This is a genomic window from Aeromonas sp. FDAARGOS 1416, from assembly GCF_019048085.1.
In the GTDB taxonomy this organism is placed as follows: Bacteria; Pseudomonadota; Gammaproteobacteria; order Enterobacterales; family Aeromonadaceae; genus Aeromonas; species Aeromonas veronii.
The window spans coordinates 3,500,001-3,522,718 of record NZ_CP077301.1 but is presented as its reverse complement, the minus strand read 5'-3'; the positions used below and the strand labels follow the sequence as shown (position 1 = coordinate 3,522,718).

Sequence of the window (22,718 nt, the reverse complement as noted above, 5' to 3'; positions counted from 1 at the left end):
TCCTTTGGTCTGGCGGATAATTAAGCTGTGACCAGAGGAGTAACACCATGCGTATTGATTCTGCTTTCAACAGCGGGGTACAGGGATTTCAGCGAGCAGAGCAGATTGCCGACAAGGCATCCAATCAGATCGCCCGCCTCAACACCCCCAGCGGGGATCAGGTGCAAGTGACCGATGAGCTTGTCAATCTCAAGGTGGCCGAGCAGCAGGCTGGCGCTTCCGCCAAGGTAGTGCAGACCGCCAGCGAGATGATGGGAACCCTGATCGACATCCGGGTGTGAGATGAACATCAATGTCAGTCTGCCCCCTCTTATCCCGACACAGCTGCAACCCCAGGTGGAAGCGGCGAGGACGGATAATCGCCGGGCAGAACTGATCCCGCAGGCCCGTGCGGGCCAAGCCTCCGTTGCCGAATCTGAAGTCGGCTCCCAGAAAGAGAAATCCAAAGCCGCTCAGGCCTCCAGCAATCAGACCTCCCAGAACAGCCGTGAAACCGGGCAATTAGCCCCGACGACACTGCCAGATAATCGCTTTGTCGAGGCCACCGGCGAGGATGGGCAGCGCAAGCAGCAAGATCCCAAACAGCAGGAGCAGCAACAGCGGCAAGAGCAGCAGGTTCAGGATCTTGTCGAGCGTGACAAGGAGGTTCGAACCCACGAGCAGGCGCACCAGTCAGCGGGTGGTGAGTACGCCAGCTCGCCCACCTATCAGTTTACGCAAGGGCCGGATGGCAAGCGTTATGCAACGGGTGGCGAAGTCCAGATCGATACCAGTATCGTACCCGGTGACCCTGCCGCTACCATCGCCAAGATGCAGCAGATCCGCACTGCAGCGCTGGCGCCTGCCGAGCCTTCTGCGCAGGATTTGGCCGTTGCGCGCAGCGCCGCCGCGAGTGAGGCCAAGGCCCGCAAAGAGCTGATGGCCGAGCAGAGCGCGAAATCGGGCGGTGTGCTGAGCGCCTATATGGACAAGCGCAACAGCGTCATCGCGAGCCACTATCAACAGGCTGTCAGCCCGGCCTCTACCCAGTCCCTCAGTCTGCATATCTGAATCACCCTCGCCAAACTTTCAGCTGCTTTGCCTGTTTTGCAACTAACCTGAAGATCAGGCCCATTCCAATTTCACAGGAGCTGTCATGCATTTCGATGAAGTCAAAGCGGAAGATTTCACCACCTTCTCCCGTGTACCGCCCCCCCACCTGCAGATGGAGCAATTTCTGATGCAGCTCGGAGGAGGAGGAACTGAAGGAACCAGTTTCAAGAAGAAAGTGATGCTGGCGGCTGGCTGGAGTCACACCGGCGTCGTCTCTTACGGCAAGTATCCACAAGAGGCCTGCAAGGCATTCAACCGACTGCGGGAGGTGCTGGCCCAGCATGGAGAGCCCGAGAGTATTCTTGCTGCCCTGACGCAGTGATCCTGAGCTTCTGTCTAGTCCTGAAATAGGTTTACACATTTTCAACTAGCATTTCTCTACTCAGCACCCCCTATGTACCGCATCGGGGGTTCTGTATTTCAACGCATGATGCGGCCGCTCCGCGTTGTAAATATCTACTGCTTCACGCACCATCTCCCGCGCTTGCGCCAAATCCTGCGGGCTTTGCAACAATAACTCTCCTTTCAAAATCCCGTTCACCCGCTCCGCCAACGCATTCTGATAACAGTCATACCCATCCGTCATCGAGCATTTCACCCCGTACCGTTCATGTAATGATTGATACAGTCCCGAGCAATACTGCACGCCGCGGTCTGAGTGATGGATTAGCTCCCCGCCGCCACGCCGTTGCTTCAGCGCTTTCTTGAACGCCATCGCCACCGATTCGGCATGCATCCCTTCGTGCACGTGATGGCCCACTATCTTGCGTGAGTACGCATCCGTCACCAGGCTCAGGTACAGCGGTCCGCTCCTGGCTGGCAGATAGGTGATATCTGCAACCCAGACCTGCTCCGGGGCCACCGGCGTAACCTGCTCTGGCCCCGCCTTGAGCAAGTTGGGATGACGGTAGAAACGGTGAAAACTGTGGGTGGTCTTGTGATACGCCCGTCTGGGTGGCACCAGCAGGCGGTGCTCGGTCAATATCCGAAACAGCCTGTCCCGCCCGACCTTGAGCCCGTCATCATCCTGACCCTGCAGCAGATAATGCAGCTTGCGAGTGCCCACCCGCGGTTGTCGCAGTCGAACCTGACGCACGAAGCGCACCACCTGCAATCCCTGTGCATGGCGCTCGTCGGCGACCCGATTGCGCTTGTAGTAAGCCTGCCGGCTTATCCCGAGAAACAGGCAAGCCCTGACAATGGTCAGCCTCTCGACTTGCCGCTGCGAGAGGACTTGCCGGGTCGCTTTTTTACGATGGAGACGCCGTAGTCATTCTTCAGTACATCGACGACGGCCTCAAAGAACTGGGCTTTCTGACTCATCAGCGCCAGCTGTTGCTCGAGTTCCTTGATGCGCTGTTCGGGTGTCTGGTTGTCGGGGTCAGGCATGGTGATGCTCCTGCCGGCACGCACAGAAGCCCCCTGGCTCCAATCTTGCCGACTAGGTTTACGCAACCATACCAGAACGGTGGAGCGGCCCTGAATGCCATAACGCACCTGAGCCTGTTTGTAGGTGAGCTCGCCTTTTTCAATCTGCTCGACCAGTGCCAGTTTAAAAGTCAGCGAGTAATCGCGCTGTGTTCGTTTCACACCTTGTCCCATCGAGTTCTCCATTTATTGGGAGGAAAGGTGTAAACCATATTCAGGACGGGACATCGCGTGTAAAAAAGCCCCTTGCGGGGCTTTTTGCATTCAGAGGCGTTCCGGAAGGTTTCGTTACTTTTTCGCTTTGGAAAGCGCCGCCGCGAAGGCGTTGCCCATGGCACCACCCATAGGGGCGCTTTGCCGCGGCTCATTTCTTGGTTTGGCGTTGCCGGCACTGCTGTTGCGCGCTTCAGCTAGCTGCCCTGCCTTTTCGTCGAGGCGCATGGTCAGGCTGATCCGTTTGCGCGGGGCGTCCACTTCCAACACCTTGACCCGCACAATGTCGCCCGCCTTGACCACCTCACGGGGATCCTTGACGAAACGGTCGGTCAGGGAGGAGATGTGCACCAGCCCGTCCTGATGAACACCGATATCGACGAAGGCGCCGAAGTTGGTGACGTTGGTGACCACCCCTTCCAGTACCATCTCTGGCACCAGGTCGCTGATCTGCTCCACACCTTCCTTGAAGGTCGCGGTTTTGAACTCGGGGCGCGGGTCGCGGCCTGGCTTGTCCAGCTCGCCGATGATGTCGGTGACGGTAGGTACGCCAAATTGCTCATCGGTGTAATCGGCCGGTTTCAGGCTGCGCAGCAGGCTGCTGTTGCCGAGCAGGCTCTCCACGGTCTGCTCCAGCTTGGCGAGGATCCGCTCCACCACCGGATAGGACTCCGGGTGCACCGCCGAGCTGTCGAGGGGATTGCTGCTGCCGCGAATGCGCAGGAAGCCAGCGCACTGTTCGAAGGCTTTGGGGCCGAGTCGGCTCACTTTCAGCAACTGCTGGCGGCTCTTGAAGGCTCCGTGCTCATCCCGGTAGGCGACGATGTTCTGGGCCAACGTCTGGGAGAGGCCGGAAACCCGATTGAGCAGGGCGACCGAGGCGGTGTTCACATCGACCCCGACCGCGTTCACGCAATCCTCGACCACGGCATCCAGTCGGCGGGCCAGCTGGCTCTGGCCGACGTCGTGCTGATACTGACCTACCCCGATACTCTTGGGGTCGATCTTGACCAACTCGGCCAACGGGTCTTGCAGGCGGCGGGCGATGGAGACGGCGCCACGGATCGAGACGTCGAGATCCGGGAACTCCTGGGAGGCGAGTTCGGAAGCGGAGTAGACAGAGGCTCCCGCTTCGCTCACCACTATCTTCTGCGCTTTGGCGGCGGGGTAGCGCTCGAACAGATCGCTGACCAGCCGGTCGGTCTCCCGCGAGGCGGTGCCGTTGCCGATGCTGATGAGCTCGACCTTGTGTTTCTGACACAGCTCGCTCAGGGTCTTGAGGCTCTGATCAATCTGGCGTTTTGGTTCGAACGGATAGATGGTGGCGTGATCGACCAGCTTGCCGGTTGCATCCACCACGGCCACCTTGACCCCGGTGCGGATGCCCGGATCCAGCCCCATGGTGCAGCGCATGCCGGCCGGGGCCGCCATCAGCAGATCCTTAAGGTTCATGGCGAACACCTTGATCGCCTCCTCCTCTGCCGACTCGCGGATGCGGCCGATCAGCTCGGTCTCCATCTGAAGCGACAACTTGATCTTCCAGGTCCAGCTCACCACCCCTTGCAGCCATTTGTCGGCCGGGCGGTTCTGCAGATTGAGCTTGAGGTGGTGGGCAATGATCCCTTCGCAGGGGCTGGCACTCTCATCGTCACCGGTGACCAGCGCCAAATTGAGGATCCCCTCATTGCGACCGCGCAACATGGCCAGTACCCGGTGGGAGGGGGCCTTGTGCAGTGGTTCGTCGTGTTCGAAATAGTCCTTGAACTTGGCCCCTTCCTGCTCCTTGCCTGCCACCACGCGGGCGCGCAGGGTGGCATTTTGCCACAGGTAGTCGCGCAACTTCTCCAGCAGGTCGGCCTGCTCGGCGAAGCGCTCCATCAGGATATAGCGGGCGCCGTCGAGGGCAGCCTTGCTGTCGGCAATGCCCTGTTCGGGATTGAGGAAGGTGGCTGCAGCTTGCTCGGGATCCTGCATCGGGTCGCTGAGCAGCAGGTTGGCAAGCGGCTCCAACCCGGCTTCGATCGCCATCTGCCCCTTGGTGCGGCGCTTGGGCTTGTAGGGGAGGTAGAGATCTTCCAGTCGGGTCTTGCTGTCGGCGCCATTCAATTCGCGCATCAGCTCGGGGGTCAGTTTGCCCTGCTCTTCGATGGAGCGAATGATCACCTGACGGCGATCTTCCAGTTCACGCAGATAGCCGAGGCGGCTCTCCAGAGTACGCAGCTGGCTATCGTCCAGACCGCCGGTCACCTCTTTACGGTAACGGGCGATAAAGGGCACGGTCGAGCCTTCATCCAGCAGGCGCACTGCGGCCTGCACCTGCTCCGGGCGAGCATTGAGCTCACTGGCAATCTGTCTCTCTATGGTTTGCATCATGATGTTGTTGAGGGCCTCTGTGGTCGAGTCCGCGCCATCAGGCGCCAAGTGTGAGCACTATATGGGGTCGTGTTGCGGGATGCCACCCTGCTCCGGGGTCTGCACCAGTCAGACTGATAAAGTCGCAGGGGGGCGTTTATCTTGCCATTGCACCTGTGACTCAGGATGTGGCTGTGGCAAGCAGCACGCCAGCAGTCCGATTATTTGGGGTAGCTGATCTCGTTGATATACCAGCAGACGTCACCAACTGGCGTACGGACGATGGCCTCATCACCGACCTCTTTCTTGAGCAGGGCGCGGGCCATGGGGGAGTCGATGGAGATGTAATCCTTGCGCTCGAAGATCTCGTCATAGCCGACGATGCGAAAGCGCTTGGTCTCGCCCTCATCGTTTTCCACCTCGACCCAGGCGCCGAAGAAGACCTTGCCCTCCTGCGCGGGGGCATAGTCGACGATCCCCAGCTCTTCGAGGCATTTGCGCAGGTAGCGCACCCGCCGATCGATCTCCCGCAGCCGCTTCTTGTTGTACTGGTAGTCGGCATTTTCGCTGCGATCCCCCAGACTGGCGGCCCATGCCACCTTCCTGGTGACCTCGGGGCGCTCCTGGCGCCAGAGGAAATCGAGCTCTTCTTTCAGCTTGTTGTAGCCTTCGCGGGTGATCAGCTTTGTCTTCATGGTGATGCGGACCTGTCAAAGAGGGGTATTCATCGCTAACTGCTCGGGAATATTAGCTTTTGTCCTCTTGCTGTCGAGGGAAATCGTGATGGCTCGGCTGGCGCCATTCAGGGAGTCGCTGGCCAGCGCAGTGACTTGATGGCCGTCACGCTCTCGGGACGGGTAATAACCGGTAACATATTTGTGCTTTGCTCCCGCTATATCCCCCCCTAGTATTGGGGGCAGCTAAAGAATGAAGAGGCAAAGCAATGAGTCAGCAGCAATACAAGGTCCTGGTCGTGGACGATGACCTGAAATTACGTTCCCTGTTGGAGCGCTATCTCACCGAGCAGGGATTCGTAGTGCGCGGCGTGGCCAATGGCGAGCAGGCCGATCGCTTGCTGACTCGTGAAAACTTCAGCCTGATGGTGCTCGACCTGATGTTGCCGGGGGAGGATGGGCTCTCCATCTGCCGCCGTCTGCGGGAAGCGGGTAACCAGATCCCGGTGCTGATGCTCACCGCCAAGGGGGATGAAGTGGATCGCATCGTCGGGCTCGAGATGGGGGCCGATGACTATCTGCCCAAGCCGTTCAACCCCCGCGAACTGCTGGCGCGGATCCGTGCCGTGCTGCGCCGTCATACCGTCGAGTTGCCCGGGGCCCCCTCGGCTGCAGAGAAGGTGGTCAACTTCGGGGCCTTCCAGCTCAATCTCGCGACCCGCGAGCTGAGCCGGGATGGCGAGCCTATGGCGCTCACCAGCGGTGAGTTTGCGGTGCTCAAGGTGCTGGTCAGCCATCCGCGTGAACCGCTCTCCCGCGACAAGCTGATGAATCTGGCCCGTGGCCGCGAATACACCGCCACCGAGCGCAGCATCGACGTGCAGGTCTCTCGTCTGCGCCGCCTGCTGGAGCAGGATCCGGCCCAGCCCCGCTACCTGCAGACCGTCTGGGGTCTGGGGTATGTGTTCGTGCCAGATGGTGACGGTGCATGAAAAAGGTCGGCAGCATGTTCTCGCGCATGCTCTGGTTTCTGGCCGCCGTTCTGGTGGTCTATCAAGCAGTCTCCTACGTCACCTTCTACAACTATCTGCTGGCGCCAACCGTCAAGCAGATCAGTCACTTGCTGGCCAATCAGGTCAAGCTGATCTTTCCGGTTAACACTGAACAACTGGCGCTGAGCGAAGATGCCGAGGCGCTGGTCTATGTGACGACCGGTACCGACATCTATACCCAGAGCGAGGCGGTGCAGCATGGCTTTAACGATGCCAAGCCGTACCCCTATCTGGAGGAGAACATCAGTCGCGAACTGGGTGGCCCGGCCAAGGTGCGGGTCGAGATCCAGGATCACTACATCATCTGGATCCAGCCGCCGCAGGCCAGCAAAATCTGGGTGCGGATCCCGCTGACCGAGATTGAAGATGACGATATCGAACCCCTCATCATCTATCTGAGCGTGCTGCTGGTGATCACTCTGTTTGCGGCCTGGCGCTTTGCCCGGCAGCTGGTGCGCCCGCTCGAGGATCTCGAAGCTGGTGCCGTTGCTGTTGCCAGGGGTCATTTCCCCGAGGCGCTGGGGGAGCTGGGCTCAAGGGAGGTGCGGCGGCTGACCCGCACCTTCAACCATATGTCGCACTCCATCAAGAGCCTGATCGAAGAGCGTAACCTGATGATGGCGGGGGTTTCCCACGATCTGCGTACCCCGCTGACCCGCATCCGGCTGGCGACCGAGATGATGTCCTCCGGTGACGAGTACCTCAAGGAGAGCATCAACGCCGACATTGATGAGTCCAATGCCATCATCGATCAGTTCATCGATTACATCCGCCCGGATGAAGGTCAGGATCTGGAGCCGATCGACCTGACCCAGCTGGTGCACGATACCTTGCTGATCTACTCGGAGCAGGGGCTGGAGGTCGATCTGGCGCTGCCGCAAGAGGCGGTGCGGGTGGCCTGCAATCCGGTCAGTATCCGGCGAGTGTTGAACAACCTCTCAAGCAACTCGCAGCGTTACGGGGCGAGCCGCTTGCATGCCGAGCTCAAGGACGATGGGCACTGGGTGCGCCTGCGCCTATCCGATGATGGCCCCGGCATTCCGGAGCAGGACTATTCCCGGGTGCTCAAGCCGTTTACTCAGGGGAATGTGGCGCGGACCGTTGGCGGCAGTGGCCTGGGGTTGGCCATCGTGGCCAAGATAGTCGCCCAGCACCACGGTACTATCCGGTTGGGGAGCTCGGAGCTCGGCGGCTTGCTGGTCGAGATGCGGCTGCCAAAACATCAGCCACAGGAGTGGATGGATTGAGAGAAGGGCGTATCCGTGGATACGCCCTTCTGCATGGTCAGCTCTTTGTCTCGGCTGATGCACGATAGCGTTTGCCGTACTTGAGCTGCTGGATCAGCAGGGCTGCAACGATGAGCGCCAACCCGATGGGGGTGGCCGGATGGATGGCTTCGCCGATCAACAGGTAGAGCAGCACCAGTGAGGCAAACGGCGAGATAAAGATGAGGTTGCTGATGGGGGCCGTGTTGGTGGCATGGCGCAGCGCCATCAGCCAGAGCACGAAACCGAAGCCCATTTCGAACAGTCCCACATAGATGGCTCCAGCCCATCCCTGCCAGGCGGTCATGGCAAAATCGGAGAGCAACCAGGTTGCAACGACGATAAAAGGCAGGCTGATCATAAAGCCGAGCAACAGGCTGACAATGGGATCCCCCTGATTGCGGGTGTTGAGGATCCAGTAGCTTGCCCAGATGAGGGTCGAGACCAGCGCCAGCGTCACGCCGAGGGAACTGTCGAACTGGAGGCCGAATACATCCCCTCTGGTGGCGATCACCAGTGCGCCAAAATACCCCAGCACGATGGCGACGCCATCACGCCGACGCAGCTTCTGGCCGAGGAAGGGGACGGCCAGCAGACTGAGGGTAATGGCCCAGGTGTAGTTGAGGGTCTGTGCCTGCTGGGCAGGCAGCAGGTCATAGGCCTTGAACAGCAACAGGTAATAGAGAAAGGGGTTCAGCACACCCAGAGTCAAGTAGTAGAAAGGGCGGGCCTTGATGTAGCTCCCCAGCAGCGGCAGTTTGCCCTGTTTGGCGACGACGGCTGTCAGCGTGAGAGTTGAGGTGAAGGCGGCCACAAGCAACAGTTGCACAGGTTCGAAATAGGCGAGGGAGATCTTGAAGGCTGTGGCGACCGTCGACCAGAGGGCAACGGCGCAAAGGCCATACTGATAGGCTTTCTTTTGATCTTTGAGCATGGGATGTCGTTCCACTGACGGAGGCAAGCGCACAGTCTACCAGTCTGCTTGTAACATTGTCGTTACCTGGGTGTTGGTAGCAGAGTGCGTTGCCGCAGGCGAGATCCATCTGTTACATAAAACTGCGCATAATCTGTTCGCTCTCCCTTGCGCAAATTTGAAAAATCCGTATAATCCCCTCCGCTTACCCATGAGGTAAGCCAGACGACATGTCTGTTGCTGAGTTTCCTGTTTACAGGAGCCAGCCATACAGTCCTCCCGATATGGGAGGAAACGTGAAAAATCGCACCTCTGGCGGGAGAAATCTCGGTCGGGCGGTGTTGATTTATGTTCTTTTATCTATTGGAGCTCTGTCAATGCAGAACCAAAGAATCCGTATCCGCCTGAAGGCTTTTGATCATCGCCTGATTGATCAATCCACTGCGGAAATCGTTGAAACTGCTAAGCGCACTGGCGCGCAGGTTCGCGGTCCTATTCCGCTGCCGACTCGCAAAGAGCGCTTCACCGTCCTGATCTCCCCGCACGTCAACAAAGATGCGCGTGATCAGTACGAGATCCGCACTCACAAGCGTCTGGTAGACATCGTTGAGCCGACTGACAAGACCGTAGACGCCCTGATGCGTCTGGATCTGGCAGCTGGTGTAGACGTCCAGATCAGCCTGGGTTAATTACGGAAAGAGGTTGATAACAATGACAATCGGTCTTGTAGGTCGCAAAGTGGGTATGACTCGCATCTTCACTGAAGATGGCGTTTCTATCCCGGTGACTGTTATCGAAGTTGAAGCTAACCGTGTAACTCAGGTCAAATCTGTAGAAACCGACGGCTACAACGCTATTCAGGTTACCACTGGCGCCAAGAAAGCCAGCCGTGTGACCAAGCCGGAAGCTGGCCACTTCGCCAAAGCTGGTGTAGAAGCCGGTCGCGGTCTGTGGGAATTCCGCCTGAACAACGGTGAAACTTTCACTGTTGGTAGCGAGCTGAAAGTAGATCTTCTCGCTGACGTTAAGCTGGTAGACGTTACCGGCACATCCAAAGGTAAGGGCTTTGCTGGTACTGTTAAGCGCCACAACTTCCGCACCCAGGATATGACCCACGGTAACTCCTTGTCTCACCGCGTTCCGGGTTCTATCGGTCAGAACCAGACTCCGGGTCGTGTATTCAAGGGCAAAAAGATGGCTGGTCACATGGGTGCTGAGCGTGTAACGACTCAGAACCTGGAACTGGTTCGTGTTGACGCTGAACGCAACCTGCTGCTCATCAAAGGTGCAGTACCGGGTGCAACCAACGGCAACGTGATCGTCAAACCTGCCGTCAAAGCGTAACGTCTGAGGAGATAGTAATGGAATTGGTAATGAAAGACGCCAAGAGCGCTCTTGAAGTTTCCGAGACTACCTTCGGGCGCGAATTCAACGAAGCTCTGGTTCACCAGGTCGTCGTTGCATATGCCGCTGGTGCCCGTCAGGGTACTCGTGCGCAGCTGACTCGCTCTGAAGTGTCTGGTGGCGGCAAAAAGCCGTGGCGTCAGAAGGGTACTGGTCGTGCCCGTGCTGGCTCCATCCGTTCGCCCATCTGGCGTTCCGGTGGTGTGACTTTTGCTGCTAAGCCGCAAGATCACAGCCAGAAAGTAAACAAGAAGATGTACCGCGGCGCTATCCGTAGCATTCTGTCCGAGCTGGTACGTCAAGAGCGCCTGATCGTTGTTGAGAAGTTCGGCATCGAAGCTCCGAAGACCAAAGAACTGATCGCCAAGCTGAAAGAAATGGAACTGACTGACGTTCTGATCGTGACTGCTGAAGTCGATGAGAACCTGTTCCTGGCTGCTCGCAACCTGTACAAAGTTGACGTGCGTGACGTTGCCGGTATCGACCCGGTCAGCCTGATCGCTTTCGACAAGGTTCTGATGACTGCTGATGCAGTTAAGCAAATCGAGGAGATGCTGGCATGATCCGTGAAGAGCGTCTGCTGAAAGTTCTGAAGGCTCCGCACATCTCTGAAAAGAGCACCATGGTTGCAGAAAAGCAGAACACTATCGTGTTCAAAGTTGCTGTTGATGCTACCAAGGCGGAAGTCAAAGCTGCAGTTGCGAAACTGTTCGAGGTCGAAGTTGAGACCGTCCGTACCCTGAACATGAAGGGTAAGACCAAGCGCGCAGGTGCACGCGTAGGCCGTCGTTCCGATTGGAAAAAGGCTTATGTGACCCTGAAAGCTGGTCAGGACATCGACTTCATGGGCGCAGCCGAGTAAGAGGAGTTCTCAAAAATGGCAATCGTTAAGTGCAAGCCTACTTCTCCGGGCCGCCGCCACGTCGTCAAGATCGTCAATCAAGAGCTGTACAAGGGCAAGCCCTTCGCCGCTCTGCTGGACAGCAAAAGCAAGTCCGGTGGTCGTAACAACAACGGCCGTATCACTACCCGTCATATCGGTGGTGGTCACAAGCAGCACTACCGTATCGTCGACTTCAAGCGCGACAAAGACGGTATCCCGGCTAAAGTAGAGCGCCTGGAATACGATCCGAACCGTACCGCTAACATCGCTCTGGTGTTGTATGCAGACGGTGAGCGTCGTTACATCTTGGCTCCGAAAGGCCTGAAAGCTGGTGACGCGATCGCTTCTGGTGCTGATGCAGCCATCAAGGTAGGTAACGCCCTGCCGATGCGCAACATCCCGGTTGGTTCTACCGTTCACGCTGTAGAGATGAAGCCTGGTAAAGGTGCCCAGCTGGCTCGTTCCGCTGGTACTTTCATCCAGATCCTGGCTCGTGAAGGTAACTATGTAACTCTGCGTCTGCGTTCCGGCGAAGTACGTAAAGTTCTGGCCGAGTGCCGCGCTACCATCGGTGAAGTCGGTAACTCCGAGCACATGTTGCGTCAACTGGGTAAAGCCGGTGCAAACCGCTGGCGTGGTATTCGTCCGACCGTTCGCGGTATGGCGATGAACCCGGTTGACCACCCGCACGGTGGTGGTGAGGGTCGTAACAAGGGCATGCAGCCTGTGTCCCCATGGGGCCAGAAGGCTAAAGGCTTCAAGACCCGTAAGAACAAGCGTACCGACAAGTACATCGTACGTCGTCGTAACAAGTAATTGTTAACATAGAGGAATCACCATGCCACGTTCTCTCAAGAAGGGTCCATTTATTGACCTGCACTTGCTGAAGAAGGTAGAGAAAGCGGTGGAAAGCGGGGATAAAAAGCCGGTTAAAACCTGGTCCCGTCGTTCAATGATCATCCCGAACATGATCGGTTTGACCATCGCTGTCCATAATGGTCGTCAGCACGTTCCGGTTTTCGTTACCGAAGAAATGATCGGTCACAAACTGGGTGAATTCGCACCGACTCGTACTTATCGCGGCCATGCTGCTGATAAGAAGGCTAAGAAGCGCTAAGGGATAAATGATGGAAGCTATCGCTAAACACCGTTATGCCCGTACTTCTGCCCAGAAAGCTCGTCTGGTAGCCGATCAAGTACGTGGTCTGTCCGTAGACAAGGCTCTGAATATCCTGACCTTCAGCCCGAAAAAGGCTGCAGTGCTGGTTAAGAAAGTGCTGGAATCTGCCATTGCAAACGCTGAGCACAACGAAGGCGCCGATATCGACGCGCTGCGTGTTGCTACTATCATGGTCGACGAAGGTCCCTCCATGAAGCGCATCCGTCCGCGTGCCAAAGGTCGTGCGGATCGTATCCTCAAGCGTACCGCTCACATCACTGTAGTGGTATCCGACGCTAAGGCTGGGAGATAAGCAATGGGTCAGAAAGTACATCCTAATGGCATTCGCCTGGGTATTACCAAGCCTTGGAATTCTACCTGGTTCGCGAACACCAAAGACTTCGCTGACAACCTGTACAGCGATTTTCAAGTACGCCAGTTCCTGACCAAGGAACTGAAAAACGCGTCCTTGTCCAAGATCACCATTGAGCGTCCGGCCAAGAGCATCCGTGTGACCATTCACACCGCTCGTCCGGGTGTTGTCATCGGTAAGAAAGGCGAAGACGTTGAGAAGCTGCGCAAAGCTGTAGCCACTATTGCTGGCGTGCCTGCTCAGATCAACATTTCCGAAGTCCGCAAGCCGGAGCTGGATGGCAAACTCGTTGCCGACAGCATCACTTCCCAGCTGGAGCGTCGTGTAATGTTCCGTCGTGCTATGAAGCGCGCCGTACAGAACGCAATGCGCCTGGGTGCCAAGGGCATCAAAGTGGAAGTTTCCGGTCGTCTGGGCGGCGCTGAAATCGCGCGTACCGAATGGTACCGTGAAGGTCGTGTGCCGTTGCACACCCTGCGTGCCGACATCGACTACGCAACTTCTGAAGCCCACACCACTTACGGTGTGATCGGCGTTAAAGTTTGGATCTTCAAGGGCGAAGTTCTGGGCGGTCTGGCTGCTGTTAACGCTGCCGCTGCTCAAGAGCAAGCTCCTGCAAAGCCCAAGCGTGACAACAAGCGCCGCGCTGCTAAGTAAGGAGATTCGGTAAATGTTGCAACCTAAGCGTACTAAATTCCGCAAGACCCACAAGGGTCGTAACCGCGGTCTGGCCACCTCTGGTAACGAAGTATCCTTCGGTACCTTTGGCCTGAAGGCGACATCCCGTGGTCAACTGACTGCTCGTCAAATCGAAGCAGCCCGTCGTGCCATGACCCGTCACGTTAAGCGTCAAGGTAAGATCTGGATCCGTGTGTTCCCGGACAAGCCCATCACCGAAAAGCCCCTCGAAGTTCGTATGGGTAAAGGTAAGGGTAACGTGGAATACTGGGTTTGCCCGATCCAGCCTGGCAAGGTTCTGTACGAGATGGACGGTGTACCTGAGGCTCTGGCGCGTGAAGCGTTTGCCCTGGCCGCAGCTAAGCTGTCTGTTCAGACCACTTTCGTAATTAAGACGGTGATGTGATGAAAGCCCAAGATCTGCGTCAAAAGAGCGTCGAAGAACTGAACCAGGAGCTGCTGGGCCTGCTGCGTGAGCAATTCAACATGCGCATGCAAGCGTCCACCGGCCAGCTGGCTCAGACTCACACTCTGAAACAAGTGCGTCGTGACGTCGCACGTATCAAGACTGTACTGACTGAGAAGGCAGGTGCGTAATGACTGACAAGATCCGTACTCTGCAAGGTCGTGTAATCAGCGACAAGATGGACAAGTCCATCACTGTTGCTATCGAGCGCAAGGTAAAGCACCCGATCTACGGTAAGATCATCAAGCGCACTACCAAGCTGCACGTGCATGACGAAAACAACGAGTGCAAAGCTGGCGACCTCGTGGAAATCCGCGAATGCCGCCCGCTGTCCAAGACCAAGTCCTGGACCCTGGTTGCCGTTGTAGAAAAGGCCTAATCGGTACTTTGTAGTCCAAGCGGCCCCTTTCAGGGGCCGTTTGTTTTTTAGGCTACCTTTTCTGAAAATCCTGTGTTATAGTTTCGCGCCTTTTGAAGGCAGCCAGATCCCATTAGGGATAAGAAGTAAACAAAGCGGAGCACTAAGATGATCCAGATGCAAAGTATGCTGGGTGTTGCCGACAACTCCGGCGCTCGCAGTGTAATGTGTATTAAGGTTCTGGGTGGCTCGCACCGCCGTTACGCCGGCATCGGCGACATCATCAAGGTTTCCATCAAGGAAGCCATTCCTCGCGGTAAAGTGAAGAAAGGTGATGTGTATAACGCGGTGGTCGTACGCACCCGTAAAGGCGTTCGTCGTCCGGACGGCTCTGTCATCCGTTTCGACAACAATGCGGCTGTGTTGCTTAACAACAACCAACAGCCAATCGGTACTCGTATTTTTGGCCCGGTGACCCGTGAACTGCGTAATGAGAAGTTCATGAAGATTGTGTCCCTGGCACCCGAAGTACTGTAAGGAGTCGAACGATGGCAGCTAAAATCCGTCGCGAAGACGAAGTGATTGTTCTTACCGGCAAAGACAAGGGCAAGCGTGGCAAAGTCACTCAAGTCCTGATTGCAAAAGGTAAGGTAATCGTGGAAGGCATCAACCAGGTGAAGAAACACCAGAAGCCGGTACCCGCACTGGGTCAGGCTGGCGGTATCGTCACCAAAGAAGCCCCCATCGATGTATCAAACGTAGCGCTGTTCAACTCTGCCACTGGCAAAGCTGACCGCGTTGGTTTCCGGATTGAAGACGGCAAAAAAGTCCGTTTCTTCAAATCCACCGGCGAACTTGTGAAGTAATTGGAGTTTAACGATGGCGAAACTGCATGATTACTACAAATCCGATGTAGTAAATGAACTGTCCAAGCAGTTCGGTTACAAGACTATCATGCAAGTCCCTCGGATCGAGAAAATCACCCTGAACATGGGTGTTGGTGAAGCGATCTCTGACAAGAAATTGCTGGAAAATGCTGCTGCCGATATGGCTGCCATTTCCGGTCAGAAGCCGCTGATCACCAAAGCTCGCAAATCTGTTGCGGGCTTCAAGATTCGTGAAGGCTACCCGATAGGTTGTAAAGTAACCCTGCGTGGCGAGCGTATGTGGGAGTTCCTGGAACGGCTGATCTGCATCTCCGTACCGCGTATCCGTGACTTCCGTGGCCTGAACGCTAAAGCGTTCGATGGTCGTGGTAACTACTCCATGGGCGTGCGTGAGCAGATCATCTTCCCGGAAATCGACTATGACAAAGTCGATCGCGTCCGTGGTTTGGATATCACCATTACCACTTCCGCGAATACCGATGAAGAAGGCCGTGCTCTGCTGGCTGCCTTTAACTTCCCATTCCGCAAGTAAGGTTAGGGTTATGGCTAAAACATCCATGAAAGCGCGCGAAGCAAAGCGTGCCAAGCTGGTAGCCAAGTACGCGACCAAGCGTGCCGAGCTGAAAGCTATCATCGTTGACATGAACGCTTCTGAAGAAGCGCGTTGGGATGCTGTACTGCAACTGCAACAGCTGCCCCGTGATTCCAGTCCGTCCCGCCAGCGTAACCGTTGCAATATTACTGGTCGTCCGCACGGTTTCCTGCGCAAGTTTGGCCTGTCTCGCATCAAGGTGCGTGAGCATGCCATGAAGGGCGAAATTCCGGGCCTGAAGAAGGCTTCTTGGTAACGAATCTCGGGAGTTAGACTTATGAGCATGCAAGATCCGATCGCGGATATGCTGACCCGCATCCGTAACGGTCAGGCGGCGAGCAAAGTTGCGGTTTCCATGCCTTCTTCCAAGCTGAAAGTGGCTATTGCCAAAGTGCTGAAAGAAGAAGGTTACATCGCTGGCTACTCCGTAGCTGGTGACGTGAAGCCGGAACTGGAAATTGAACTGAAATATTTCCAGGGCAAGCCAGTTGTAGAACTGATCCAACGCGTAAGCCGTCCAGGCCTGCGTATTTACAAGCGCACTACTGATCTGCCGAAAGTTATGGGCGGTCTCGGTGTTGCTATCGTGTCCACGTCTAAAGGTGTGATGACTGACCGTGCTGCTCGCAAAGCAAGCATGGGCGGTGAGATCATCTGCTACGTCGCTTAATAGGAGGTAGGAAATGTCTCGTGTTGCTAAGGCACCCGTCACTATTCCTGCTGGCGTAGAGGTGACTCTGAACGGCCAGGAACTGACCATCAAAGGTGGTAAAGGTTCTCTGGTTCGCTCTATTCACGCCGGTGTAGAAGTGACCAAAGAAGACAATGTACTGAAGTTCGCCCCGCGCGGCAGCATCGCTGGTGCTGACGCTCAGGCCGGTACTGCCCGTGCATTGGTCAACAACATGGTAATCGGTGTTACCCAAGGCTTCGAGCGCAAGCTGCAGCTGGTTGGTGTAGGTTATAAAGCCTCCATCAAGGGCAATGCTGTTGCGCTGGCTCTGGGCTTCTCTCACCCGGTAGAGCATGCGCTGCCGGCTGGTGTGACCGCTGAGTGCCCGACTGCTACAGAAATCGTTCTGCGTGGCGTCGACAAGCAGCTGGTTGGCCAAGTCGCCGCCGATATCCGTGCTTACCGCGCTCCGGAGCCCTACAAGGGCAAGGGTGTACGCTATGCCAACGAGCAAGTGCGTACTAAAGAAGCTAAGAAGAAGTAAGGTAACACTATGGACAAGAAAGCAGCTCGTCTCCGTCGTGCTACTCGTGCTCGGAAAAAGATGCAGGAACTGGGAGCTACCCGTCTGGTTGTTCACCGTACCCCGCGTCATATCTATGCGCAGGTTATTGCAGCCAACGGTTCCGAAGTTCTGGCCTCTGCTTCCACAGTAGAGAAAGCCATCAGTGAAGCTCTGAAATACACCGGTAACGCAGATGCTGCTACCGCTGTAGGTAAGGCTATCGCTGAGCGTGCTATTGCCAAAGGCGTTCAGAACGTATCTTTCGATCGTTCCGGTTTCAAGTATCACGGTCGCATCGCTGCCCTGGCAGCTGCCGCACGTGACGCTGGTCTTCAGTTCTAAGCTAGGAGTCGAAGATGGCTAAAGTCGAATCTCAAGCCGGCGAACTGCAAGAAAAGCTCATTGCAGTAAACCGTGTTTCGAAAACTGTTAAAGGTGGTCGTATCATGTCCTTCACCGCGTTGACCGTGGTGGGTGATGGTAACGGCCGTGTAGGTTACGGTTACGGTAAAGCCCGTGAAGTTCCGGCTGCTATTCAAAAAGCAATGGAACAGGCTAAGCGTAACCTGAACAAGGTTGAGCTGAACAACGGCACTCTGCACCACCCGGTGCGTGGTGTTCACTCTGGCTCCACCGTGTTCATGAAGCCGGCCTCCCAAGGTACTGGTATCATTGCAGGCGGCGCCATGCGTGCTGTTCTGGAAGTTGCCGGTATCCACAACGTGCTGGCCAAGACCTACGGTTCCACCAACCCAATCAACGTTGTTCGCGCTACTGTAGACGCTCTGGTTCACGGTCAATCACCGGAACAGATCGCTGCCAAGCGTGGTCTGCGCGTTGAAGAAATTCTGGGGTAATGCGACATGGCTAACACTGTAAAAGTAACTCAAACTCGCAGCTCTATCGGCCGTCTGCCAAAGCACAAGGCGACTCTGCGTGGTCTGGGTCTGCGTCGCATTGGTCACACCGTTGAGCTGGAAGATACTCCTTGCGTACGCGGCATGATCAACCAGGTTTATTACATGGTTAAGGTGGAGGGCTAAGCATGCGTCTGAACACTCTGTCTCCGGCCGCTGGTTCCAAGCCTGAAAAACAACGTCGTGGTCGTGGTATCGGCTCCGGCCTGGGCAAAACTGGTGGTCGTGGTGTTAAAGGCCAAACCTCTCGTTCCGGTGGCGGTAAAGTCCGCAACGGTTTCGAAGGCGGCCAGATGCCTTTGAAAATCCGTCTGCCGAAGTTCGGTTTCTTCTCTCGCAAATCTTTGGTTTCTGCCGAAGTGCGTCTGAACGAAATCGCCCTGGTAGAAGGTGATGTGGTCGACCTGAGCACTCTGAAGCAAGCCGGTGTTGTTACTAAGAACATCGTGTTCGCTAAAGTTGTTCTGTCAGGCAACATTGACCGTGCTGTGACCGTTCGTGGTCTGTCCGTCACCAAAGGTGCACGCGCAGCCATCGAGGCCGCTGGCGGTAAAATCGAGGAATAATCAGTACAATGGCTAAGAAACCAGGATTGGATGTTAAAGCACAGGGTGGTCTGAGTGAACTGAAGAGCCGTCTGCTCTTCGTTCTCGGGGCGATTATCGTTTTCCGTGCAGGCTCTTATGTGCCGATTCCTGGTATTGACGCCGCCGTACTGGCCGAGTTGTTCCAGCAACAGAAGGGCACCATCATTGAGATGTTCAACATGTTCAGTGGTGGTGCACTCTCGCGTGCTTCTATTCTTGCGTTGGGGATCATGCCGTACATTTCGGCATCGATCATTATCCAGCTGCTGACAGTGGTTCACCCCGCTCTTGCTGAACTCAAGAAAGAAGGTGAATCCGGCCGTCGCAAGATTAGCCAATATACCCGTTGGGGCACGCTGGTTTTGGGAACTTTCCAGGCCATTGGTATTGCAACCGGTCTGCCGAATATGATGCATGGACTCGTGACTAATCCGGGTTTGGGCTTCTATTTCACAGCGGTTGTGAGTCTGGTCACCGGTACCATGTTTTTGATGTGGTTGGGTGAACAGATTACCGAGCGTGGGATTGGTAATGGTATCTCGTTGATTATTTTCACAGGTATCGTTGCTGGTCTGCCGCATGCCATTGGCGCTACGGCCGAACAGGCACGTCAAGGGGAATTGCACATCCTGCTGTTGTTGTTGCTGGGCTTGATTGTTTTCGCAGTGACTTACTTTGTGGTGTTCGTGGAGCGTGGTCAGCGTCGTATCGTCGTTAACTATGCCAAGCGTCAACAAGGCCGCCAAGTATTTGCCGCGCAAAGCACACACCTGCCGTTGAAAGTGAATATGGCTGGTGTGATTCCTGCGATTTTCGCATCCAGTATCATCCTCTTCCCGGGGACCATTACCTCTTGGTTTGGTCAGGGCGAGGGTAAAGTAGCTGATATCCTGCAACAGGTCTCTATGGTCCTGCAGCCGGGTCAACCGCTTTACGAGATGCTGTATGCAGCAGCCATTATCTTCTTCTGCTTCTTCTATACCGCGCTGGTGTTCAACCCCCGCGAGACAGCAGATAATCTGAAGAAGAGTGGAGCCTTTATCCCGGGGATTCGCCCGGGCGAGCAGACAGCACGTTACATCGATAAGGTTATGACTCGCCTGACATTGGCAGGTGCGCTCTATATAACCTTTATCTGTCTGGTACCCCAGTTCTTGATGACTGCCTGGAACGTACAGTTCTACTTCGGTGGCACTTCGCTGCTGATTATCGTGGTAGTTATCATGGACTTCATGGCTCAGGTACAAACCCATATGATGTCTCATCAATATGGTGACGTCCTGAGGAAGGCCAACCTGAAGGGCTACGGCCGCTAAAGGTCGGCGTAGTTACGGAGTTAAGCAATGAAAGTTCGTGCTTCCGTTAAGGCAATCTGCCGTAACTGCAAAATCATCAAGCGTCACGGTGTGGTGCGTGTGATTTGCAGCGAGCCAAAGCATAAACAGCGCCAAGGCTAATTTTTTACGGTTAGTACTTGCAACAAATAGTTGTGCTGGCTAATATAGCCAGCCAACTTTTGTTGTGTATTGGTTGACCGCCACGTATCCGCTCACGGGCTTTGTGGTGGTCGTAATCTACTATATGTAGGAGTGAATAGTGGCCCGTATCGCTGGCATTAACATTCCTGACCATAAGCATGCAGTCATCGCTTTGACTGCGATTTATGGCGTCGGTCGTACCCGCTCCAAGGCCATCTGTGCCGCAGCCGGTATCGCTGAGAATGTGAAAATTAAAGACCTGGACGAAGCTCAGATCGAGAGTCTGCGTGAACAAGTAGGTAAATTCACCGTTGAAGGTGACCTGCGTCGTCAGATTTCCATGAACATCAAGCGATTGATGGATCTGGGTTGCTACCGTGGTTTGCGTCACCGTCGTAGCCTGCCTGTTCGTGGTCAACGTACCAAGACCAACGCTCGTACCCGTAAGGGTCCGCGCAAGGCTATCAAGAAGTAACGGGAAGGTAGAAAATGGCTAAAACTCCGACTCGTGCTCGCAAGCGCGTTAAAAAGCAAGTGAGCGACGGTATTGCGCACGTTCATGCATCTTTCAACAACACAATCGTGACCATTACTGACCGTCAGGGCAATGCTCTGTCTTGGGCTACTTCTGGTGGTTCCGGTTTCCGTGGTTCTCGTAAGTCCACCCCGTTCGCTGCTCAGGTAGCTGCCGAGCGCGCTGGTGAGATGGCCAAAGAATATGGCGTCAAGAACCTGGAAGTCATGGTCAAAGGTCCGGGTCCCGGTCGTGAGTCTTCCATCCGCGCCCTGAACGCGGCTGGTTTCCGCATCACTAACATTACTGATGTGACTCCGATCCCGCACAACGGTTGTCGTCCTCCCAAGAAGCGCCGCGTATAACGCTGTAGCTACTTGGTCTAGGATTGTTGGAGAAAGAAGATGGCAAGATATATCGGTCCTAAGCTTAAGCTTAGCCGTCGTGAGGGCACCGACCTCTTCCTGAAGTCAGGTGTTCGTGCGATTGATTCTAAGTGCAAGATTGACACCGCCCCTGGTCAGCACGGTGCGCGTAAAGCGCGTCTGTCCGACTACGGTGTTCAGCTGCGCGAGAAACAAAAAGTTCGTCGTATCTACGGCGTATTGGAAAAACAGTTCCGCAACTACTACCGCGACGCTGCCCGTCAAAAGGGTAACACCGGTGAAAACCTGTTGCAGCTGCTGGAAGGTCGTTTGGACAACGTTGTTTACCGTATGGGCTTCGGCGCTACCCGTGCTGAATCTCGTCAACTGGTGAGCCACAAGGCCATCATGGTAAACGGTCGCGTTGTGAACATTCCTTCTTTCCAGGTTTCCCCTGAGGACGTGATCTGCGTTCGTGAGAAGGCTAAGAAGCAAGCGCGTATCAAAGCTTCCCTGGAAGTTGCTGGTCAGCGTGAGAAGCCGACTTGGGTAGAGGTTGACGCCGCTAAAATGGAAGGTGCTTTCAAGCGTCTGCCAGAGCGTTCCGACCTGTCTGCCGACATTAACGAACAGCTGATCGTCGAGCTTTACTCCAAGTAAAGCTAGCTTCTAAAGAGAGGACACAATGCTGGGTTCTGTAACAGATTTTCTTAAACCGCGGCTAGTTGACATCGAGCAAGTTAGCCCGACTCATGCGAAAGTGACTCTTGAGCCACTCGAGCGTGGCTTTGGTCACACGCTGGGCAACGCCCTGCGTCGTATTTTGCTGTCATCTATGCCCGGTTGTGCAGTTACTGAAGTCGAAATTGACGGGGTACTGCATGAGTACAGCAGCAAAGAAGGTGTACAGGAAGACATTCTTGAAATCCTGCTCAACCTGAAAGGTATCGCTGTGAAGCTGGAAGGCAAGGACGAGGTAACTCTGTCCCTGACCAAGTCTGGAACAGGCCCCGTTACCGCTGGTGATATCACTCACGGTGATGAAGTCGAGATCGTAAACCCGGAGCACGTAATCTGCCATCTGACTGGTGCCAATGCTGAAATCAGCATGCGCCTGAAAGTTCAGCGCGGTCGTGGTTATGTGCCTGCTTCTGCTCGTGTTCACAACGATGACGAAGAGCGTCCTATTGGTCGCCTGCTGCTGGACTCCGCGTTCAGCCCCATCGTTCGTATTGCCTACAATGTTGAGGCAGCACGTGTGGAACAGCGTACCGACTTGGACAAGCTGGTCATCGACATGGAGACCAATGGTACCCTGGATCCTGAAGAAGCCATCCGTCGTTCTGCCACTATCTTGGCCGAGCAACTGGAAGCCTTCGTGGATCTGCGCGATGTCAGCGTGCCCGAGAAGAAAGAAGAGAAACCCGAGTTTGATCCGATTCTGCTACGTCCTGTCGATGATTTGGAGCTGACAGTTCGTTCTGCGAACTGTCTGAAGGCAGAAGCTATCCACTATATTGGTGATCTGGTACAGCGTACCGAAGTTGAGTTGCTTAAGACTCCTAACCTCGGTAAGAAGTCCCTGACTGAGATCAAGGACGTGTTGGCCTCCCGTGGTCTGTCTCTTGGCATGCGCCTTGAGAACTGGCCGCCCGCCAGCATCGCTGACGAGTAATCCAGATTACGGGTTTCACAGATTTAGTTAGAAGGATAAGGTCATGCGCCATCGTTTGAGTGGTCGTCAACTGAACCGGAACAGCAGCCATCGTCAGGCAATGTTCCGCAACATGGCCAGCTCCCTGGTTCGTCATGAGATCATCAAGACGACTC

At 55.6% G+C, this 22,718-nt stretch carries 37 protein-coding genes (1 of these 37 only partly in view); 33 read left to right on the top strand and 4 right to left on the bottom strand.

From position 1 onward, the window contains the following. Positions 1-47: 47 nt before the first annotated feature. The 3 genes from I6L46_RS15995 to I6L46_RS15985 all read left to right on the top strand — a co-directional run bounded on the left by I6L46_RS15995 (position 48) and on the right by I6L46_RS15985 (position 1,414). Complete coding sequence (locus tag I6L46_RS15995; RefSeq protein WP_005342675.1) at positions 48-281, top strand: flagellar basal body rod C-terminal domain-containing protein; 234 nt, start codon at positions 48-50, stop codon at positions 279-281. A 1-nt stretch (position 282) separates the two neighbouring features. Continuing rightward, on the top strand, positions 283-1,050 hold the full coding sequence (locus I6L46_RS15990) for a putative metalloprotease CJM1_0395 family protein (protein ID WP_216976300.1): 768 nt from the start codon (positions 283-285) through the stop codon (positions 1,048-1,050). Positions 1,051-1,135: 85 nt separating this feature from the next. Then, positions 1,136-1,414, top strand: a complete 279-nt coding sequence (locus I6L46_RS15985) for a hypothetical protein (protein ID WP_005355353.1) — start codon at positions 1,136-1,138, stop codon at positions 1,412-1,414. 60 nt (positions 1,415-1,474) lie between these two features. Here the strand turns inward: I6L46_RS15985 and I6L46_RS15980 are convergent. The 3 genes from I6L46_RS15980 to greB all read right to left on the bottom strand — a co-directional run bounded on the left by I6L46_RS15980 (position 1,475) and on the right by greB (position 5,780). Continuing rightward, positions 1,475-2,694 (bottom strand): IS3 family transposase gene (locus I6L46_RS15980; RefSeq protein ID WP_216976298.1). Its coding sequence is split into 2 segments (ribosomal slippage): positions 1,475-2,346 and positions 2,346-2,694, totalling 1,221 coding nucleotides; the frame shifts between segments, so codons are not numbered across the junction. Positions 2,695-2,808: 114 nt separating this feature from the next. Then, on the bottom strand, positions 2,809-5,106 hold the full coding sequence (locus I6L46_RS15975) for a Tex family protein (RefSeq protein WP_216976296.1): 2,298 nt from the start codon (positions 5,104-5,106) through the stop codon (positions 2,809-2,811). Between the two features lie 200 nt (positions 5,107-5,306). Beyond that, complete coding sequence (gene greB, locus I6L46_RS15970) at positions 5,307-5,780, bottom strand: transcription elongation factor GreB (RefSeq protein WP_005340627.1); 474 nt, start codon at positions 5,778-5,780, stop codon at positions 5,307-5,309. 248 nt (positions 5,781-6,028) lie between these two features. Between greB and ompR the strand changes: the two genes are divergently transcribed. Further along, positions 6,029-6,751 carry a two-component system response regulator OmpR gene (gene ompR, locus I6L46_RS15965; protein WP_005340625.1) on the top strand — a complete coding sequence of 241 codons (723 nt, stop codon included), beginning with the start codon at positions 6,029-6,031 and terminating at the stop codon, positions 6,749-6,751. Continuing rightward, complete coding sequence (gene envZ / locus I6L46_RS15960) at positions 6,748-8,058, top strand: two-component system sensor histidine kinase EnvZ (protein WP_128834456.1); 1,311 nt, start codon at positions 6,748-6,750, stop codon at positions 8,056-8,058. Before ompR ends, envZ begins: the two co-directional genes overlap by 4 nt. A 37-nt stretch (positions 8,059-8,095) precedes the next feature. On the opposite strand, the gene I6L46_RS15955 is transcribed toward envZ, so the two are convergent. After that, complete coding sequence (locus I6L46_RS15955) at positions 8,096-9,010, bottom strand: DMT family transporter (RefSeq protein ID WP_199415583.1); 915 nt, start codon at positions 9,008-9,010, stop codon at positions 8,096-8,098. Positions 9,011-9,366: 356 nt separating this feature from the next. Here I6L46_RS15955 and rpsJ point away from each other — a divergent pair, with 356 nt between their 5' ends. From rpsJ to rplQ, 28 genes are all read left to right on the top strand, one after another. Beyond that, positions 9,367-9,678 (top strand): 30S ribosomal protein S10, encoded by a 312-nt coding sequence (gene rpsJ / locus I6L46_RS15950; protein ID WP_005307944.1) that lies wholly within the window; start codon positions 9,367-9,369, stop codon positions 9,676-9,678. Between the two features lie 22 nt (positions 9,679-9,700). Beyond that, positions 9,701-10,333, top strand: a complete 633-nt coding sequence (rplC, locus tag I6L46_RS15945; RefSeq protein WP_005340620.1) for a 50S ribosomal protein L3 — start codon at positions 9,701-9,703, stop codon at positions 10,331-10,333. A gap of 17 nt (positions 10,334-10,350) precedes the next feature. After that, complete coding sequence (gene rplD / locus I6L46_RS15940; RefSeq protein WP_005340616.1) at positions 10,351-10,956, top strand: 50S ribosomal protein L4; 606 nt, start codon at positions 10,351-10,353, stop codon at positions 10,954-10,956. After that, positions 10,956-11,255: a 50S ribosomal protein L23 gene (rplW, locus tag I6L46_RS15935; protein ID WP_342690021.1), complete on the top strand. Its 300-nt coding sequence runs from the start codon at positions 10,956-10,958 to the stop codon at positions 11,253-11,255. The genes rplD and rplW overlap by 1 nt, the downstream gene beginning before the upstream one ends. Positions 11,256-11,270: 15 nt before the next feature. Beyond that, positions 11,271-12,092 carry a 50S ribosomal protein L2 gene (gene rplB, locus I6L46_RS15930; protein WP_005340614.1) on the top strand — a complete coding sequence of 274 codons (822 nt, stop codon included), beginning with the start codon at positions 11,271-11,273 and terminating at the stop codon, positions 12,090-12,092. 22 nt (positions 12,093-12,114) lie between these two features. Beyond that, a complete protein-coding gene (rpsS, locus tag I6L46_RS15925; protein ID WP_005307960.1) occupies positions 12,115-12,393 on the top strand; it encodes a 30S ribosomal protein S19 in 279 nt (92 codons plus the stop codon). Positions 12,394-12,403: 10 nt separating this feature from the next. Then, positions 12,404-12,748, top strand: coding sequence for a 50S ribosomal protein L22 (gene rplV / locus I6L46_RS15920; RefSeq protein WP_005319741.1), 345 nt, complete (start codon positions 12,404-12,406; stop codon positions 12,746-12,748). A 3-nt stretch (positions 12,749-12,751) separates the two neighbouring features. Then, complete coding sequence (gene rpsC / locus I6L46_RS15915; protein WP_005307962.1) at positions 12,752-13,465, top strand: 30S ribosomal protein S3; 714 nt, start codon at positions 12,752-12,754, stop codon at positions 13,463-13,465. Positions 13,466-13,478: 13 nt separating this feature from the next. Then, on the top strand, positions 13,479-13,892 hold the full coding sequence (gene rplP, locus I6L46_RS15910) for a 50S ribosomal protein L16 (RefSeq protein WP_005340612.1): 414 nt from the start codon (positions 13,479-13,481) through the stop codon (positions 13,890-13,892). Further along, positions 13,892-14,083, top strand: a complete 192-nt coding sequence (gene rpmC / locus I6L46_RS15905) for a 50S ribosomal protein L29 (protein WP_005307965.1) — start codon at positions 13,892-13,894, stop codon at positions 14,081-14,083. Before rplP ends, rpmC begins: the two co-directional genes overlap by 1 nt. Further along, positions 14,083-14,331: a 30S ribosomal protein S17 gene (gene rpsQ, locus I6L46_RS15900; protein ID WP_005307966.1), complete on the top strand. Its 249-nt coding sequence runs from the start codon at positions 14,083-14,085 to the stop codon at positions 14,329-14,331. The genes rpmC and rpsQ overlap by 1 nt, the downstream gene beginning before the upstream one ends. A gap of 147 nt (positions 14,332-14,478) precedes the next feature. Further along, positions 14,479-14,847: a 50S ribosomal protein L14 gene (gene rplN, locus I6L46_RS15895; protein ID WP_005307975.1), complete on the top strand. Its 369-nt coding sequence runs from the start codon at positions 14,479-14,481 to the stop codon at positions 14,845-14,847. An 11-nt stretch (positions 14,848-14,858) separates the two neighbouring features. Next, positions 14,859-15,176 carry a 50S ribosomal protein L24 gene (gene rplX, locus I6L46_RS15890; protein ID WP_005307977.1) on the top strand — a complete coding sequence of 106 codons (318 nt, stop codon included), beginning with the start codon at positions 14,859-14,861 and terminating at the stop codon, positions 15,174-15,176. Between the two features lie 13 nt (positions 15,177-15,189). Continuing rightward, positions 15,190-15,729, top strand: a complete 540-nt coding sequence (gene rplE / locus I6L46_RS15885; protein ID WP_005331162.1) for a 50S ribosomal protein L5 — start codon at positions 15,190-15,192, stop codon at positions 15,727-15,729. Positions 15,730-15,739: 10 nt separating this feature from the next. Beyond that, positions 15,740-16,045 (top strand): 30S ribosomal protein S14, encoded by a 306-nt coding sequence (gene rpsN / locus I6L46_RS15880; protein ID WP_005340609.1) that lies wholly within the window; start codon positions 15,740-15,742, stop codon positions 16,043-16,045. Between the two features lie 21 nt (positions 16,046-16,066). Continuing rightward, positions 16,067-16,459: a 30S ribosomal protein S8 gene (rpsH, locus tag I6L46_RS15875; protein WP_005307980.1), complete on the top strand. Its 393-nt coding sequence runs from the start codon at positions 16,067-16,069 to the stop codon at positions 16,457-16,459. A gap of 13 nt (positions 16,460-16,472) precedes the next feature. Beyond that, positions 16,473-17,006 carry a 50S ribosomal protein L6 gene (rplF, locus tag I6L46_RS15870; RefSeq protein WP_005340607.1) on the top strand — a complete coding sequence of 178 codons (534 nt, stop codon included), beginning with the start codon at positions 16,473-16,475 and terminating at the stop codon, positions 17,004-17,006. A gap of 9 nt (positions 17,007-17,015) precedes the next feature. Beyond that, positions 17,016-17,369, top strand: coding sequence for a 50S ribosomal protein L18 (rplR, locus tag I6L46_RS15865; protein ID WP_005340606.1), 354 nt, complete (start codon positions 17,016-17,018; stop codon positions 17,367-17,369). 14 nt (positions 17,370-17,383) lie between these two features. Beyond that, entirely contained in the window at positions 17,384-17,884 is a 501-nt protein-coding gene (gene rpsE / locus I6L46_RS15860; RefSeq protein WP_005340605.1) for a 30S ribosomal protein S5, read from the top strand. Positions 17,885-17,890: 6 nt separating this feature from the next. Beyond that, positions 17,891-18,070 (top strand): 50S ribosomal protein L30, encoded by a 180-nt coding sequence (gene rpmD / locus I6L46_RS15855; protein WP_005307985.1) that lies wholly within the window; start codon positions 17,891-17,893, stop codon positions 18,068-18,070. 2 nt (positions 18,071-18,072) lie between these two features. Further along, a complete protein-coding gene (rplO, locus tag I6L46_RS15850) occupies positions 18,073-18,510 on the top strand; it encodes a 50S ribosomal protein L15 (protein WP_005340604.1) in 438 nt (145 codons plus the stop codon). An 8-nt stretch (positions 18,511-18,518) separates the two neighbouring features. Continuing rightward, positions 18,519-19,847, top strand: coding sequence for a preprotein translocase subunit SecY (gene secY / locus I6L46_RS15845; RefSeq protein ID WP_005340602.1), 1,329 nt, complete (start codon positions 18,519-18,521; stop codon positions 19,845-19,847). 27 nt (positions 19,848-19,874) lie between these two features. Continuing rightward, complete coding sequence (gene rpmJ / locus I6L46_RS15840) at positions 19,875-19,988, top strand: 50S ribosomal protein L36 (protein WP_005319705.1); 114 nt, start codon at positions 19,875-19,877, stop codon at positions 19,986-19,988. 139 nt (positions 19,989-20,127) lie between these two features. Beyond that, on the top strand, positions 20,128-20,484 hold the full coding sequence (gene rpsM / locus I6L46_RS15835) for a 30S ribosomal protein S13 (protein WP_005307991.1): 357 nt from the start codon (positions 20,128-20,130) through the stop codon (positions 20,482-20,484). 14 nt (positions 20,485-20,498) lie between these two features. Continuing rightward, entirely contained in the window at positions 20,499-20,888 is a 390-nt protein-coding gene (gene rpsK, locus I6L46_RS15830) for a 30S ribosomal protein S11 (RefSeq protein ID WP_005307993.1), read from the top strand. 39 nt (positions 20,889-20,927) lie between these two features. Next, a complete protein-coding gene (gene rpsD / locus I6L46_RS15825; protein WP_005340600.1) occupies positions 20,928-21,548 on the top strand; it encodes a 30S ribosomal protein S4 in 621 nt (206 codons plus the stop codon). Positions 21,549-21,573: 25 nt separating this feature from the next. Beyond that, positions 21,574-22,563, top strand: a complete 990-nt coding sequence (gene rpoA / locus I6L46_RS15820) for a DNA-directed RNA polymerase subunit alpha (RefSeq protein ID WP_005307997.1) — start codon at positions 21,574-21,576, stop codon at positions 22,561-22,563. 43 nt (positions 22,564-22,606) lie between these two features. After that, positions 22,607-22,718: the 5' end (the start) of a 50S ribosomal protein L17 gene (rplQ, locus tag I6L46_RS15815; RefSeq protein WP_005307999.1), read on the top strand. 272 nt of this gene lie beyond the right edge of the window; only the first 112 of its 384 coding nucleotides appear in the window; it begins with the start codon at positions 22,607-22,609; its stop codon lies beyond the right edge, outside the window.